At 42.6% G+C, this 15,072-nt stretch carries 13 protein-coding genes; 1 reads left to right on the top strand and 12 read right to left on the bottom strand.

Features of this window, described 5'->3' with window-relative positions; all coding sequences use genetic code 11:
* Positions 1 to 58: 58 nt before the first annotated feature.
* From BM210_RS09020 to BM210_RS08980, 9 genes are all read right to left on the bottom strand, one after another.
* The gene (locus tag BM210_RS09020) at positions 59 to 781 is read right to left on the bottom strand and encodes a ThuA domain-containing protein (RefSeq protein WP_091167220.1); all 723 of its coding nucleotides are present in this window, start codon (positions 779 to 781) and stop codon (positions 59 to 61) included.
* A gap of 32 nt (positions 782 to 813) precedes the next feature.
* A complete protein-coding gene (locus tag BM210_RS09015; RefSeq protein ID WP_091167219.1) occupies positions 814 to 1,872 on the bottom strand; it encodes a Gfo/Idh/MocA family protein in 1,059 nt (352 codons plus the stop codon).
* Positions 1,873 to 2,039: 167 nt separating this feature from the next.
* Positions 2,040 to 3,065 carry a LacI family DNA-binding transcriptional regulator gene (locus BM210_RS09010; protein WP_091167217.1) on the bottom strand — a complete coding sequence of 342 codons (1,026 nt, stop codon included), beginning with the start codon at positions 3,063 to 3,065 and terminating at the stop codon, positions 2,040 to 2,042.
* 28 nt (positions 3,066 to 3,093) lie between these two features.
* Complete coding sequence (locus BM210_RS09005) at positions 3,094 to 3,648, bottom strand: HAD family hydrolase (protein WP_091167215.1); 555 nt, start codon at positions 3,646 to 3,648, stop codon at positions 3,094 to 3,096.
* Positions 3,638 to 4,657, bottom strand: coding sequence for an ABC transporter ATP-binding protein (locus BM210_RS09000; protein WP_091167214.1), 1,020 nt, complete (start codon positions 4,655 to 4,657; stop codon positions 3,638 to 3,640). Before BM210_RS09000 ends, BM210_RS09005 begins: the two co-directional genes overlap by 11 nt.
* 2 nt (positions 4,658 to 4,659) lie before the next feature.
* Positions 4,660 to 5,730: an ABC transporter ATP-binding protein gene (locus tag BM210_RS08995; RefSeq protein ID WP_256223401.1), complete on the bottom strand. Its 1,071-nt coding sequence runs from the start codon at positions 5,728 to 5,730 to the stop codon at positions 4,660 to 4,662.
* Between the two features lie 50 nt (positions 5,731 to 5,780).
* Positions 5,781 to 6,926 (bottom strand): ABC transporter permease, encoded by a 1,146-nt coding sequence (locus BM210_RS08990; RefSeq protein WP_091167212.1) that lies wholly within the window; start codon positions 6,924 to 6,926, stop codon positions 5,781 to 5,783.
* Positions 6,927 to 6,929: 3 nt separating this feature from the next.
* Entirely contained in the window at positions 6,930 to 7,928 is a 999-nt protein-coding gene (locus BM210_RS08985) for an ABC transporter permease (protein WP_091167211.1), read from the bottom strand.
* A 93-nt stretch (positions 7,929 to 8,021) separates the two neighbouring features.
* Positions 8,022 to 9,989 carry an ABC transporter substrate-binding protein gene (locus tag BM210_RS08980; RefSeq protein WP_256223400.1) on the bottom strand — a complete coding sequence of 656 codons (1,968 nt, stop codon included), beginning with the start codon at positions 9,987 to 9,989 and terminating at the stop codon, positions 8,022 to 8,024.
* 549 nt (positions 9,990 to 10,538) lie between these two features.
* Here BM210_RS08980 and BM210_RS08975 point away from each other — a divergent pair.
* Positions 10,539 to 11,765 carry a Vps62-related protein gene (locus tag BM210_RS08975; protein WP_091167209.1) on the top strand — a complete coding sequence of 409 codons (1,227 nt, stop codon included), beginning with the start codon at positions 10,539 to 10,541 and terminating at the stop codon, positions 11,763 to 11,765.
* A gap of 58 nt (positions 11,766 to 11,823) precedes the next feature.
* Here the strand turns inward: BM210_RS08975 and BM210_RS08970 are convergent, their stop codons facing one another.
* From BM210_RS08970 to BM210_RS08960, 3 genes are all read right to left on the bottom strand, one after another.
* Entirely contained in the window at positions 11,824 to 12,996 is a 1,173-nt protein-coding gene (locus BM210_RS08970; protein WP_091167208.1) for a GntR family transcriptional regulator, read from the bottom strand.
* Positions 12,997 to 13,135: 139 nt separating this feature from the next.
* Positions 13,136 to 14,017: a carbohydrate ABC transporter permease gene (locus BM210_RS08965; RefSeq protein ID WP_091167206.1), complete on the bottom strand. Its 882-nt coding sequence runs from the start codon at positions 14,015 to 14,017 to the stop codon at positions 13,136 to 13,138.
* Between the two features lie 20 nt (positions 14,018 to 14,037).
* Positions 14,038 to 15,000, bottom strand: a complete 963-nt coding sequence (locus BM210_RS08960; protein WP_091167205.1) for an ABC transporter permease — start codon at positions 14,998 to 15,000, stop codon at positions 14,038 to 14,040.
* Between the last annotated feature and the right edge of the window lie 72 nt (positions 15,001 to 15,072).

Raw genomic sequence — 15,072 nt, 5'->3', positions numbered from 1 at the left:
GGTGATAGAAGCTCGCTATTAACTCTTCTCAGCTATACGTACAATAATCTGGAACATGCTATGATTTCTTAATCTCCTCTAGCGGCTCATGATGTCCGTAGAACGTCTGCTCTCTTTGTATGGGAGCCGTCCATTTTACGGCATTGGCGATGACACGATGAACATCCTTGTTATGATAGGTCGGATACGTTTCATGTCCAGGGCGGAAATAAAAGATTCGGCCCTGACCGCGGCGATACGTGCAGCCACTGCGGAACACTTCTCCCCCTGCAAACCAGCTCACGAAAATTAATTCATCAGGCACGGGAATGTCAAAATGCTCTCCGTACATTTCCTCCTCCGCCAAATCGATATAAGGGCCAATACCCTCTACAATTGGGTGAGACGGGTCTACGACCCAAAGGCGCTCCTTCTCATCCGCTTCTCTCCATAATAGGTCGCAGGATGTTCCCATGAGCTTACGGAATAGCTTGGAATGATGTCCTGAATGCAGCACGATCAACCCCATACCTTGATGGACACGAGCACAAATACGATCGACAATATGATCCTGAAAGCCTTTATGGTCAACATGGCCCCAATAAATCAGTACATCTGTATGGTCGAGTTTTTCCTCGGTGAGTCCATGCTCAGGTTCATCAAAGGTTGCAAAGGAAAGCTCAAACCCTTCCTGCTGGATCCCATCGGCAATAGCGCCATGCATACCTTTTGGATATATTTGGGCTACCTCCGGCTTACGCTGCTCCTGGAGAAATTCATTCCATATCGTTACTTTAATCATCGATTTCGCTCCTTTGCATCTATTTAATGTGTTTATAAGCTTCTTGTTACTCCGTCTTTAGCCGAATCTATGATCGCTTGCAGCACTTGCTGATTACGGTATCCGTCCATGAATGTCGGGAATAAAGGTGAATTCGCCTGATCCAAATAATCCACAAAATCCTGGAGCATCGGCTTCATCGGTTTTTCATTTAAGTAAATCTTTTTTTCAATCAGCTCCAGGCTTTCACCTTCTCTAACTGTCAAATGGACTTCATTGGGTTGTTCGACCGATATTCGGACCGTGCCCAGATCACCAAACAAAGTCACATTAAATTGATTGCCGGTTCCTATCGCATTCTTATGCGTATAAAAAGTACCCATGACTCCGCCTTCAAGCACACACTGGAATCCGGTAAAGTCATCAACGTCAATCGCAGTAAGCTGTCCAGTTCGAAGATCCAACCGTCGGTCAATAAATGTGCTCATGATGCCGGACACCTGAGTAAATTCCCCTACAAAAAACCGAGCTGCATCCACCATATGAGAGCCAATATCCGCCAATATGCCGGACCCGGCCATTTCTTTATTGAACCGCCACGTATACTCCTTGTTAAACATCGGCGCATTTTCCTCTTGCAGGTAATGGGCAGCGATATGCCGAATCCGACCTATACCTCCTTGCTCGACTAGCTGCTTAACATATTGAAAGCAAGGTCTGTATCGATACGAAAAACCAACCATGCACGGAACGGGATTGAGCTCATACAATTCCAATAGGTCATCTGCCTCTTCCATCGTTCGTGTGAAGGGTTTTTCGGAAAATATCGGTTTGTTGTAGGCAATCGCACATTTTAGTATATCGTAATGAAATTTATTAGAAACTCCAGATATAACAAAATCAATTTCAGTATCTGCAATGATATCCTCATAATGGCTATATCTTTTGCCTGCAGAAAGCCCTAAGCGGCTGCCGACTTGTTCAACCGCTTGTACATTAACATCACAAATAGCTGCAACTCTTGTATTCGGGATTTTGGAAAGATTATTCATATGATAATCGCCTATACCCCCGAGCCCAATAATACCGACATTCCACATTTTATCTTTCATGGTTTCCTCCTTAGAGTTTGCTTAAGCAAACTTTCTTCGTAAGCAATCACTTTAAAAGTACGGCGAATAAGTCTCGCTGTGCTGCCAAATATCCTTGCGCAGCGCTTGCGCTTCTCCAGGATCATTTGGCCGCTCCGCTCGTTCTTCACCGGGCGGCTTTCTTCTATTTAAATAGAAGAACAAGAGTTTCTTTCGATGATTTTACTTTCAATAATGGTATTTTCCGGAAAGTCGCCCTTTAACACGTCCAATTTGTGCATTAACAGTCTAACCGATTGAATCCCGAGTTCCGCTGGCTGCAAATCCATACTCGTCAAAGAAGGATTCGATTGCACCATCATTGTGAGATCTCCGCATATCACGAATAGAGAGATATCCTCAGGCACTCTTAAATCCAGATCCTTGAGAGCATTCAACACGCTAAATGCGGTCCGGTCATCATCGGCAATAATAGCAGTAACTTTTTTCTGGAGCTTCCCCAAAATACGAATCGTCTCTGCATAGCCATAATCCATGTATTCATTGGAAAGTATCGCCGGCTTATGATGAATCATATGGGTTTCCACTTCGATCTGGTGATCATTCATCGTTTTTATAAATCCTGCGGTTCTTTCGATCGACACTGTCATATCCTCATGTGCATTCAAAAACATCATATTGCGATGACCCTTATGTATTAAATAGTTGCATATGCTAGTAATGATCTTCAGATTATCGTTATCCACACTTGCAGCATGATCAATATCCGCATTCATCACTTTACCGACGGTAACAAATGGAATTTGCCCAAGATGCATCAGATTGATCCGCTCGTCATCTGTCGTAGGGCTCATCACAACGGCGCCATCAATCGGATAACTCGATAAGAAGGGCGTCTTTACCTTTTGCAAAGGGATCATATCCAGCAGCACTCTATATCCATAATAGGAAGCTTCCAAAATAACCGCGTTGATGAACTGAGTATGAAATGCGTTAAAAAAGAAGCTTCCATGCGGAATCGTTAACCCAATTGCCATTGTTTTTTTGGTAACCAAGCTTCGCGCAATATGATTAGGCACGTAATTTAATTTCCTGGAAACACTCATGACTCTCTCCGTTACTTCCTTGCTGGTGGGTCTTTTTTGGCTAAAAACATTCGATACGGTCCCTTTGGATACCTTGGCTAATCTTGCAACATCATCAATTTTGGCCATATCTGATTAACATCTCCTCAGAATCAATTCAGCCTAATTGTTGATTAAGCTTTTCCACTAAATCAATCAGCTCCAGTGGTTCACTAATGGTATAGTCGGGAATCTCACTTTCATCTGCATGCAGCTTGGGGTATCTCGGGGTCCAGCTCAGAAAGATGCTAGTTATGCCCATTTCATTGGCACCCTTAATATCACGGCTCAAATTATTGCCTACCATGACTATTCTTGAACAGTCTTGTTCAGTAAGATCCAAAGCTCCGATTGCTGCTTTAAACATACGAGAGTTTGGTTTGTAAGCTTTAACCGTCTCTGAATATACCATCGTGGCAAAATAGTCGTATAACCCATTTTCCGTCAATATATTTTTGAACGATTGCGCGTAACCGTCCGCTACGATAGCCAGCGTATAACCACGTTCAGCCAGCGTCTTGACCATGATATCGGCACCAGGAATGACCTTGGCAGTGAGGACAATATCATGATCGTCCCGAATTTCGGTACCTTCATCAATGATGGTGTCTCCGCAGTCCAGAAATACAATTAATTTCTTTTGCTCTGAAATATTACTTGTCTTATGACTCATGGTTTACGCCCCTTAATGTAAATTCGTTAGCATAGTGACATGCAGCATAATGATGGTCACCTACAAGTTGCAGCTCCGGTTCTTGCTGAATACACTTGTCAGTCTTATAAGCACACCTTGGATGAAAGTGACATCCGCTTGGAGGATTGGCTGGGTTCGGGACTTCGCCTTCTAGAATAATTCGATCTTTTTTCAGATGCGGATCAGGCTCAGGCACAGCTGACAAAAGCGCTTCGGTATAAGGATGCTTGGGATGATCAAATAGTGAATCCACTGGGGCTAATTCCACAATTTTCCCCAGATGCATAACAGCCACCCGATCAGAAATATTTTGTACGATGGATAGATCATGAGAAATGAAAATATATGTGATCTGCAGCTGCTGCTGAAGGTCCTTCAGCAGGTTAATAATTTGTGCTTTAATCGATACGTCCAAAGCAGATACGGCTTCATCGCAGACAATAAGTCTGGGCTGGGAAACAAGAGCCCTCGCTATTGCGATACGCTGTCTTTGTCCGCCAGAGAATGCATGCGGATAACGTTTCAAATAGCTGACATTTAATCCGGTCTTTTGTGCGATTTCCGTAACCTTGTCATCGACCTCGGCTTTGCTCAGCTTGAAGTTGGCGATCAACGGCTCGGAAATAATGTCATACACACTCATTCTTGGACTAAGCGAGGAATACGGGTCCTGAAAAATCATTTGAATATCTTTTCTGTATTTCTTGAATTCCTTTCCGCGCAGCCCTAAAAAATTAACCTGTTCTCCACCATCCGTATGATAAAGCACCTCGCCCGAGCTGGCATTCATTCCCCTTACAATGCATCGACCAAGCGTTGTTTTACCACAGCCGGATTCACCTACAATACTTAAGGTTTCCCCTTCCATAAGCTCAAAAGAAACATTGTTTAACACACGAATGTTAGAAGGTTTACTAAATAACTTGGTTTTGGATTTCACTTGAAAATCCTTATTTAGATGCTTTACATCCAAGATAGGTTTAGACATCGTTATTCTCCTTCATTCTTGTCCTTGTACAGAAAGCATCTAACCATATGGTTATCGGATATCCGGGTTTTGGGTACAGCCTGCGCATTGCATACGCCTTCCATTCGGTCCGTGCAGCGATCATAAAAACCGCACATAGGGGGCATATCGATGGCCATCGGAACCGTTCCTTCAATAGATTCCAATCGTTTATTTCGATCAGCACCTAATTTAGGCATTGATTTAAGCAATCCCTTCGTATACGGGTGTTTCGGATTGTAAAAAATTTCATCTACCGTCGATTGCTCAACGATTTTCCCCAAATACATCACCGCTACCTCGTCACACATTTCTGCTATGATGCCAAGATCATGGGTTACAAGCAAAATCGCCATGCCAAATTCCTTTTGCAGTCCTTTCATTAGCTCCAAAACCTGTGCTTGAATCGTCACATCGAGTGCCGTCGTCGGCTCATCTGCAATCAATAATTCAGGGTTACAGGACAAGGCCATTGAGATCATCGCCCGCTGGCGCATGCCGCCGGAAAATTCATGCGGATATTGATCAAAACGTTTTTCCTGATCAGAAATTCCAACTTTACTTAACATTTCGAGTGCTATTTTCTTAGCTTCTTTTTTGTTTTTTGTGCGGTGGATCAATATCGATTCCATGATCTGATTGCCAATGGTGTACATCGGTGAAAATGCGGTCATCGGCTCTTGAAAAATCATCGCTATTTTTCTGCCGCGAATGGAACGGATTGGTTTGCCACGCGGGTCTAGAGATAGTAGGTTCAAATTGTTTAACGCCTTTTCGGAAGTAGAATGATAAACAATTTTGCCTGTGGTTTCACACTCTTTCGGATTGATGCTAATGATGGCTCTGCTGGTCAAACTTTTACCACAGCCAGACTCACCCACCAGACCCAGCGTTTTACCCTTCTTTATTTCGAAATCGACTCCATCTACAGCTTTTATTTCCCCGTTATCCATTTGAATGCGAATTTTGAGGTCTTGAACGGAGAGAAGAGGCTGTTCAGATTCAGCTTGTGGAGCCATTGAAGGATGTGCTGCTTGAGAAGCTTGCGATGCCATAATATCCCCTCACTATACTGAAATAGGTAAACGGTTCGTGCTCTTCACAATTATCTCTTGTAGGGATCTGCTGCATCACGTAATCCGTCACCCAGAAAATTAAAGGTTAATACGGTGATGATAACGAAGCCCAAAGGTATTAGTTTCCACGGATATAAAGCGATATTTTCAATCTGCTGCGCTTCCTGAAGCAATACGCCCCAACTCGTAGCGGGTGACCGGATACCAAGACCAAGAAAGCTCATCGCTGTCTCACCAAGGATCATGCTTGGTATTGCCAAGGTTGTTGCGACAACCAAATAGCTGATAAAACCAGGCAATAAATGTTTAAGTATGATTTTGGCATCGCTGACGCCTGCAATTTTGGCGGCCAATACATACTCTTCATTTTTCAAGGAGATAAACTTGCCTCGGGCAACCCTTGCCAGCTCCGTCCATCCGATAAATGCGAATATGATGACGATATAGATATACATCGTGACGACAGGTATACGTGGCGGTATTGCAGCCGATAAGGCCATCCACAGCGGGAGTGTTGGAAAGGAACGAATAATTTCAATAACCCGCTGAATTACAGAATCAATCCAGCCTCCGAAATACCCCGATACCCCACCGATAAGCAATCCAAGCACAAAACTGATAGCTACCCCAATGAGAGGAATACTTAATGAAATTTGACTCCCGAGAACGATCCGCGATAATAGATCACGACCCATTCCGTCTGTTCCAAATATAAATAAGCGTCCAGGCTCGTCTACGCCGAACAAGTGAATATTTGTTGAAAATAAACCAAGAAATTGATAAGTTTCACCCTGGGCAAAGAAACGGACTGCATGGCGAACCTTGTCATCCTGCACAAACATTTTGCGCAGTGTAACCGGATCTCTGCCTGACTTTAGCTCGCTAACATAGGGTCTGAATTGAAACTTGCCATCAGCATCTACAAAGCTCACTTTGACAGGAGGGGCATTTACATACTTACTGTCATAGCTCTGCAAGCCATACGGCGCTATGAACTGTGCGAAGATCGCGGCAATATACAGTACCGATAGAACGAACAAACTGATGCGTGCTAATTTATGCTTTTTTAACCTTAGATACATAAGACGCCATTGCGAGCTGTAGTAGACGTCGTTACTTACGGCTGGTTTGAGCTTCGTTATTTTCTGTCTTCCAAATATCGGGATTGTTTTCATAGATTACATACCTCTGAACTCTGTGCGAATTTTTGGATCCAGCCATGCCAATAAAATATCGGAGATCAATGTCCCTATAACCGTTAATACGGCCATAAACAATAACCAGGTCCCTGCCAAATACATATCCTGTCCTAATAACGCGTTATACATCACGGGACCTTGAATCGGTAAATTCAAAACAATGGCCGTTATCGTCGAGCCTGTGAAAATCGAAGTGAGTGACCACCCTATGGTGCTGACAATAGGATTCATAGCTGCACGCGTCGGGTATTTAAGCAGGATTTTGGTTTCGGACAAACCTTTGGATCTGGCTGTCACCACATTCGGCTTATTCAGCTCATCCAACATTTGACCTCTCATGACACGGATCAGTTCAGCTGTATTCGCCAAACCAATAACGATAACAGGGATAATCATATGCTTCAGTAAGTCTAGAACCTTAGACATCGACCATCCGGCATTCACATATTCGCTTGAAAAAAGGCCGAGCAGCGGATCTCCAAAATACACGTAAGAGAGATACATAAGGATTATAGCTAACAGGAAATGCGGGGTCGCCATCCCAAGAAAACCTATCGCTGAATATAAATAATCGCCTATGGAATATTGCCTCACTGCACAATAGATACCGATCGGAATTGCTACCGCATACGTAAACGCCATAGTCACAAGAGACACGATGATCGTTAATGCCATATATTGCTGGATGACAGCCATTACTGGCTTGTTATAGCTAAACGAATAACCAAAGTCGAAATGTAAAATGATATTTTTCATCCAGACGAGGTACTGTATATACCAGGGCTGATCTAATTTCAAGCTTACTCTCATTTCATGCATATCCTGTTGGGTCATCACATCGCCGGCTACAGCCATCTTGGCCGCATAACTAGATACATAATCACCAGCAGGGAGCTGAATAATGTAGAACACGATAATGGAAATAAAAATGACAACCGGTATCACTAGGATGATTCTTCTTAAAATATATTGGAGCATCGCTGATCCTATCCTCTCCGCTGAATTCGAAGATGTTGTTGAAACCAATCATGGGGGAAGCTCGCTTCCCCGCATGTTGATTACTATATCGACTTATTGTTTAATAAAGAATTGTGAAGGATGACCATGTCCGATGCTGCGGAATTCATCCGCAAATACCAAATCCTTCGGCACATTGCCCACTTTGTTTGATGCGACAATTAACCGTGGCGTTGGACCTGCATAACCAATAACCCACTGATTCTTTTGATGAAGCTTAAGGATCTCAGTACTCCATTTATTGATTTCGTCCTTGCTTGTCGATGCTTTCACTTTATTCCAGTAGTCAAGAATCAAGGCAACATCACCTTCAGGCTTAACCCCCTCTTTTCCATTGGAAGAGCTGTACAATCCATATTGCCCGTACCATGGAGTCAATACTCTTAGAGGCACTACCGTATCAGGTCTAAAAGATACATTAACTAAAGAAATGTTTTCCGTCGTGGCCGGGATTTTATTCGCGTATTTGAGCTCTTGATGGGTTCCTGTATCCACAACCTTGAGGTCTACTTTAATGCCAACAGCCTCATAATATTTCTTTACTAATTCCAGGAAGCTTGCCGTGCTCGTACTGCCTTCAATCACGGTAATCGTTAAATCAGAACCATCCGCATTTAAACGGAAATTGTTTTTATCGCGTTTAGTCAAACCAAGTCCATCCAATAATTCATTCGCACGCTTCACATCGTATTTACTCCACTGGTCCCCCCAGCCTTTTTGATAGCCTACCAAACCTTCGGGAACTGAAGCCTGTATCGGAGCGCCTAAGCCATTCGTAGCGATTTCGGAAATTTCTTTACGGTCTACAGCAACGGATAAGGCTTCTCTGAATTTAATATCTTGGAACAACTTGCGCAGGTTCGGATCTTCAGTCGTTTGATTGAGTTGAATGCCTGCACTTGACCAGGTTGGCGTTGTCCAAGGCAATACACGGAAGTTCGCTTTCTTCTCATTCTCTTTCAATACAGTGAAATCTTTAAAGTCAAAATCGAGAATATTATAATCTCCAGCCAAGGTGCCGAGAATGCGTTGAGCAGGGTCCTGAACCTTGGTAGCCACAATACGGTCCATGTATGGAAGTTGGTTGCCTTCACCATCGACTTTCCAGAAATACGGATTGCGTTCCATAATGAATTGATCACTATTCGGATCATTTTTCGCTACCCAAGCTCTTAAGGTTGGAATTTGCGGGTAGACCCAGTAATAATATCCGGTAGCTACTAAGAAAGATTTTACGTCCTCAAAGCCCCATTTTTTTGCGATCTCAAGCGCTTTATCCTGACCTATAAATTCAGGTAAAATCGTTTTTTGAAAGTGCGCTGGTGCTTGGAACCATTTGTTGTCAATCGCCACACGCTCCAGGAACTGCACGCTTGGATATTTATGAACGACCTTGAAGCTGTAATCATCAATTTTGGTGACTTTCGCTAGAGCCTTATCTCCGGTCACAGGGTCAATCGAGTAATAAGCATCATAGATTTTTTTACCGAAGGTCTCTTTGGTAAGCATATGCTCCCAATAGAACAGGACATCATCAGCTGTAAAAGGCATACCATCCGACCATTTCATGCCCTTTCTTAAGTAAATCGTGAACTCTGTTGAATCTTTATTGACATCAAAGCCTTTGGCTATGTTAGGTTCAACCGTACTTCCATCCTTGTTAAAACGGAAAAGTGCTTCTTCTGTAGGTTGACCCACCGTCCAGCGATCATTAACCCCACTCCAAGGCAGCTTCCAATCGCCGCCATACTTGCCGGTTTCCTCTAATACCTTTTCTACCATGATATCTTCCTTAGCCGGCAGGCGTTCAGTAACCGCTTTCAAAGTAGAAGCAGCAACAAGCTTAGCCAGCATCGGAGCCTCTTTAAAGCCCTCTATTTTCGCAGGAACAACCGGAGTCGCTTTGTCTGGAGTAACAGGAGTCACAACTACGGCTGTCTTTGCATTGGGGTCACTTTCACAGGCTGCCAGAACAGCTGTAAACATCAACATCATAACAATAAACAACGCGATTTTTTTCAAAAAATATCCCCTCCATATTGAGTTCATCATTCAACTTGTGTTACAAACTTCGGTAAATCGTATTTTACACCTCCCCCATAATTTAAACCGGTTTAATAAAAGCTGATATGTTTATAAAACCATTTATGTATGCATCATATGTATGTGATTAAACCGGTTTAATAGAATTGATTGCAATTATTTGGCTTATATTTCGTTGACCAAAACTTAATTTTCACCACCTTGATTAAACCGGTTTAATGTACCTAAATTGGGAATGAAAGCGTTTTATTAATGTCTGTATAATACCTCGTATTCCAGTTTTTTGCAATAGTTTATTTTTTGTTTGTGAACGGCATATTTATAAAAATAAGAATAATATTCCATTTTTAATGTATTGAATATGTCAGTGATATAATATACGATAATGTTGCCAGTGGTATAATTTGTAAAACTTATCGAACTGATTACTTGGACACTGAGCATCAAACGGGAGGTGAAATGATAAGCAGTTACATGGATGATGCTTTCTTTTTGGCAAAAAAATTATAAGTTAAGGGAGACATGTCTGTGATCAAATGGAAACGGCTTCAATCCATATCTCTTGCGGGATCCATCCTACTATCCTTAGTTGTTGTTCCTCAGAGCATTTTTGCCATCAATCATTTACCCGTAACCGTTTATAAGGATTCTCCATACTCAGGCTCTTCGCAAGAATTTGATGTTGGATCGTATGATGTAAGTGCGTTAAGCGTAGTCGGGAATGATGCGATTTCCAGCATAAGGGTTGCTCCGGGTTATAAGGTTACTTTGTACAAAGATGCCGGTTTTAAAGGCTCCACCAAAGTATTAACCAGCGATCAATTATATCTCAGTGACTTTAACGATCAAACCTCGAGTCTGAAGATTGAGACCATTTCACCTATAGACTCGACAAGTGTCCCAGTCTTAAATAATACATTCAATGATGCCGCCAAAAACGCATTGTTGCAAGCGTTTGCACCAAGAATATGGATGGCCCAGGGAGAGACATATTTTCCATCTTCCGTTGAGTACGCTCAACCTTTTATGCAGCGCTACTTGAATACCAGCACAGGCAACTACGAGCTCAAAACGGTTCAAACCCTGAATCCATACAGCCTGAAGCTGCCTTTTTTTGCTGGGGATCTAGCTAACGCACCTGTCTATTCGTTCTGGGTCGAAAAAGAATATAACAATATCGACCTCGTTTATTTCCAATATAGTCCGTACAATCTGGGTAAGGTCGTGCTTGGATCTGAGTTTGGTGATCATGTCGGGGATTGGGAGCGCGTAACCGTCCGTCTGGCCAAATTTACGGATAATCAGATCAATTACGTAAAGCCTGTACAAGTATATTATGGGGCACATAGTTTTGGAACCGGTTACAATTGGAATGAAGTCACTAAGGTAAATGGTACGCATGCTGTTGCCTTTTCCGCGTTAGGCTCGCACGGGATGTGGAAGGATGCAGGCAGTCACGTTTACCAAAATATTGTGGTGGCTCAGTTAACGGATGACTGCAGTCAGGGCACAGCATGGGATACATGGAACAATATGAAAAACTATGAATATTTCCCTGCTCAATCTACAGGAAGAGGTCTTAACACGACTTGGCCTGACTGGTTGAAAAAAGATTACACCAGCGCAAGCAGCGGAGCTATCTATCGTTGGGGCAATCCATCACAAGGCTCTGTCTTCGGACAACCGCTGCTCGATAACGGTCCTACGGGACCTCAGGAAAAGACGGCTTTGACGGATGGAACCAAACTGGATTAAGTTCCATATTTCAGCAAAGAGCGGTTCATAGCCAGCACCGCTGGTTTCGAACCGCTTTTTATGATTTGGATTGCTCAATCGCCTGAAGAAAATGAACCGAGCTGCGTTCAACCAAAGCCGTGTCTACCTTGATTGCTGTAGCCACTTCTTTGTTATTGTTCATTCGTTTGACTAGCAATTGTACGGCCGCCTGCCCAAATCTCTTGGTTTGTTGTCGGACTGTGGTGAGGGGAACCGGCAGCAGGCTTGCGAGCTGAATATCAGAAAAGCCTACGATCGACAGCTTTTCCGGAATAGACATCTTCATATTCAAAGCCGTGTACATGCAGGAAACAGCCAAATAATCATCCGCACACATCACGGCAGTCAATTCCGGATTCTGTTCAAAAAAGGAAATTAGCTCTTGGTTGGAGACAGTCAAATTGTCCATATAGTCCTCTGAGCAGTTCAAAAGCATGCAGTGACTGTTGATGGGGATATGGTAATTCAGAAGCGCTTGCATGTAACCTTTATAGCGATCTTCCCTGCTCGTCACTCCGTCAAAAGACATCGATAAATACCCAATTTTGTTGTGCCCTTTTGTGATCAAGTATTCAGCGAGTCGATAGGCGCCTTGATAATGATCATGGTACACACAGTCGATTTGAACCTCACGGAAAATGCGGTCAATGATAACCAATGGGTAGTTTAAAAGCGTGAGCCTGAGTATCTTTTCGCTGCACGTCTTCCTCCCTCTTGGGAATAAAATAACACCATCCACCTGATCGTCGTATAGCTCCTGGAGGCAGCTGCTTTCATCATCCTTATCCTTTGTAATCTTGATCAGCAGATGACAGCCTAATTTACGCACTTCACTCTCTACTGATATGATAATTCGGGATAAGTAGTCGTCTAAATTAGGAACTACAATAGCAATTCTTTTCATCTTTAAATGCTGCGCTTCTTGTACGGGGGAGTTCCCATTATCCCTCTCTGCTTGGGACGTTTCGTAATTTTCCGCAATGAACGTTCCTCTGCGTGCCAGCCTGTATACAAGTCCCTGTTTAGCCAATGCTTCTAAGGCTAGCTTCGTGGTCATCCGACTCACTCCGAATAAACCCGCAAACTCGCCCTCTGATGGAACCGGATCATGAGGCTTCAGCTTTCTTAAGCGAATTTCCTCTCTTATTTTTTCAATAGTCTGCTCGTATAATAATTGTTTTTTCCCATTGTTATCCGTAATATAGGTCATTCCAATCATTCCTTTAATTAAGATGGAGTAATAGGGCAGAAAATGATCCGTATATTTGTTGCTCTCAACATCAAAAAGTCGTTCATGGACCTATCTTAAATAGGAGTATGAACGACTTTTCATGACAGAATCTTATTCATTAACCTTTTAATGCGCCTACCATAACACCTTTAACAAAATATTTTTGTACGAATGGATATACGCACAGAATCGGAATCGTAGCTACCATGATGGTCGCATACTTGATCGTTTCCCCAATCTGGAACTGGTCGCCTGCACTCGCACCTGCCGACATACTGTCAGTCTGATTAGCCAACAATATTTCACGCAATGTCAGCTGCAGCGGGAACAGCTCACGATCCTTTATGAAAATAGATGCATAGAACCAACCATTCCACTTTTCCACTGCATAGTACAGTACCATCACCGCAATAACCGGCATAGACAAAGGAATAATGATTTTGAACAAGATCGTAAAATGATTCGCTCCATCCATTTTGGCTGATTCTTCCAAACTATCCGGTACAGACATGAAGGCTGTACGCATAATGATCAGGTTAAATGTAGTAATCGCAAAAGGAATGATGGTAGCCCAAAGTGTGTTGATTAATCCAACATTTTTAACTGTCAGGTAGATGGGAATCAAACCGCCATTGAAAAACATCGTAAACACGATAATAAAGATAAAAGCTTGATTCCACATCACATTTTTACGAGAGAGCACATAAGCACCCATAGAGGTCATGAGCAGGTTAATCGTAACGCCCACAATTACTATAAATAAGGTGTTGCGATATCCAATCAAAATACCCGGGTTCTTGAATACACTCTTGTAGGACTCGATGCTGAATCCCAGCGGTCTATATAGCAATCCTTTATGAGCTATCAGCTGACCCGCGTCACTGATCGATGCAAATGCTACATACAGCATCGGATAGAGTGCAAATATCACTAAGATGACGAGTCCAATATGAATCCCGATATCTAATATTTTATCCATTAAGCCTTGATCCTTCGGCATAACGTATTCCCTCCTTCACTTTACCATAAGCTGCTATTATTTACTTTGCGGCTAACGTAATTGGCTGTAACCAAGAGCATTAAATTCAGCACAGAATTAAATATACCGACAGCCGCACTGTAGCTCCAACCGAATTCCAATAAACCTTTACGATATACGAAGGAGGAAATTACATCCGCTGTTTCGTAGGTAACGGGATTGTAAAGCAGGATGATCTTCTCAAAGCCTACATTCAGCAGATTCCCCATCCGTAAGATAAACAAAATGGTGATCGTCGGCATAATACCAGGCAGTGTAATATGGAAAATTTGCTTCCAACGACTTGCGCCATCCATACGGGCTGCCTCATATTGCTCCTGATCGATACCCATCAGTGCTGCAATATAAATAATCGACTCCCAGCCGATTTTTTGCCAAATTTCAGAAAGAACATAGATACTACGGAATAAATCAGGCTTTTGCAGCATGGCTTTTCCATCATAACCAAAGTACATCAGGAGTGTGTTTATGATTCCATCCGAGTTTGTAAAATCACTAATCATACCACAGACAACGATCAACGAAATAAAAAACGGCATATAAGTAATCGATTGTACTACTCGTTTAAATATTTGATTGCGAACCTCATTGATCAGAACCGCAAGGATAATCGGAGTCGGAAATTCAAATATCAAAGAATATAAGCTGATCACAACGGTATTTTTTAAAATACGCCAAAAATAATAACTGCCAAAAAAATCGTTAAAGTGCTGCAAGCCAACCCAAGGGCTGCCCACAATACCTTTCATCGGAGTATAATCTTTAAAAGCGATTATAGCTCCATACATAGGAGTGTAGTGAAAAATGGCATAGTAAGCAATGACGGGAACCATCATTAAATATAAGTATTTGTTCATCACAAAATCGCGAATAAACCGATTCATAAAGGTAGGTTTTGACTTCCTCACCGATTGTGAACTTTCAAGCTGTATCGTTTTAGCCATCTCATACCGCTCCTTCCTTACCTATTTGTCACAAGCTCATAGTGTGAATGGATGGGAGGGCTCGTCGGCCCT

This window comes from Paenibacillus sp. 1_12 (assembly GCF_900114475.1).
Lineage (GTDB): Bacteria > Bacillota > Bacilli > Paenibacillales > NBRC-103111 > Paenibacillus_S.
The sequence above is the reverse complement of the archived record's forward strand: the minus strand, read 5'-3'. Positions and strand labels throughout refer to the sequence as shown.

What these genes read in the sequence shown, in the direction of transcription:
- BM210_RS09020 (WP_091167220.1), bottom strand. Translation starts at nt 781, where the DNA reads ATGATTAAAGTAACGATATGGAATGAATTTCTCCAGGAGCAGCGTAAG.
- BM210_RS09015 (WP_091167219.1), bottom strand. Translation starts at nt 1,872, where the DNA reads ATGAAAGATAAAATGTGGAATGTCGGTATTATTGGGCTCGGGGGTATA.
- BM210_RS09010 (WP_091167217.1), bottom strand. Translation starts at nt 3,065, where the DNA reads ATGGCCAAAATTGATGATGTTGCAAGATTAGCCAAGGTATCCAAAGGG.
- BM210_RS09005 (WP_091167215.1), bottom strand. Translation starts at nt 3,648, where the DNA reads ATGAGTCATAAGACAAGTAATATTTCAGAGCAAAAGAAATTAATTGTA.
- BM210_RS09000 (WP_091167214.1), bottom strand. Translation starts at nt 4,657, where the DNA reads ATGTCTAAACCTATCTTGGATGTAAAGCATCTAAATAAGGATTTTCAA.
- BM210_RS08995 (WP_256223401.1), bottom strand. Translation starts at nt 5,730, where the DNA reads ATGGCATCGCAAGCTTCTCAAGCAGCACATCCTTCAATGGCTCCACAA.
- BM210_RS08990 (WP_091167212.1), bottom strand. Translation starts at nt 6,926, where the DNA reads ATGAAAACAATCCCGATATTTGGAAGACAGAAAATAACGAAGCTCAAA.
- BM210_RS08985 (WP_091167211.1), bottom strand. Translation starts at nt 7,928, where the DNA reads ATGCTCCAATATATTTTAAGAAGAATCATCCTAGTGATACCGGTTGTC.
- BM210_RS08970 (WP_091167208.1), bottom strand. Translation starts at nt 12,996, where the DNA reads ATGACCTATATTACGGATAACAATGGGAAAAAACAATTATTATACGAG.
- BM210_RS08965 (WP_091167206.1), bottom strand. Translation starts at nt 14,017, where the DNA reads ATGCCGAAGGATCAAGGCTTAATGGATAAAATATTAGATATCGGGATT.
- BM210_RS08960 (WP_091167205.1), bottom strand. Translation starts at nt 15,000, where the DNA reads ATGGCTAAAACGATACAGCTTGAAAGTTCACAATCGGTGAGGAAGTCA.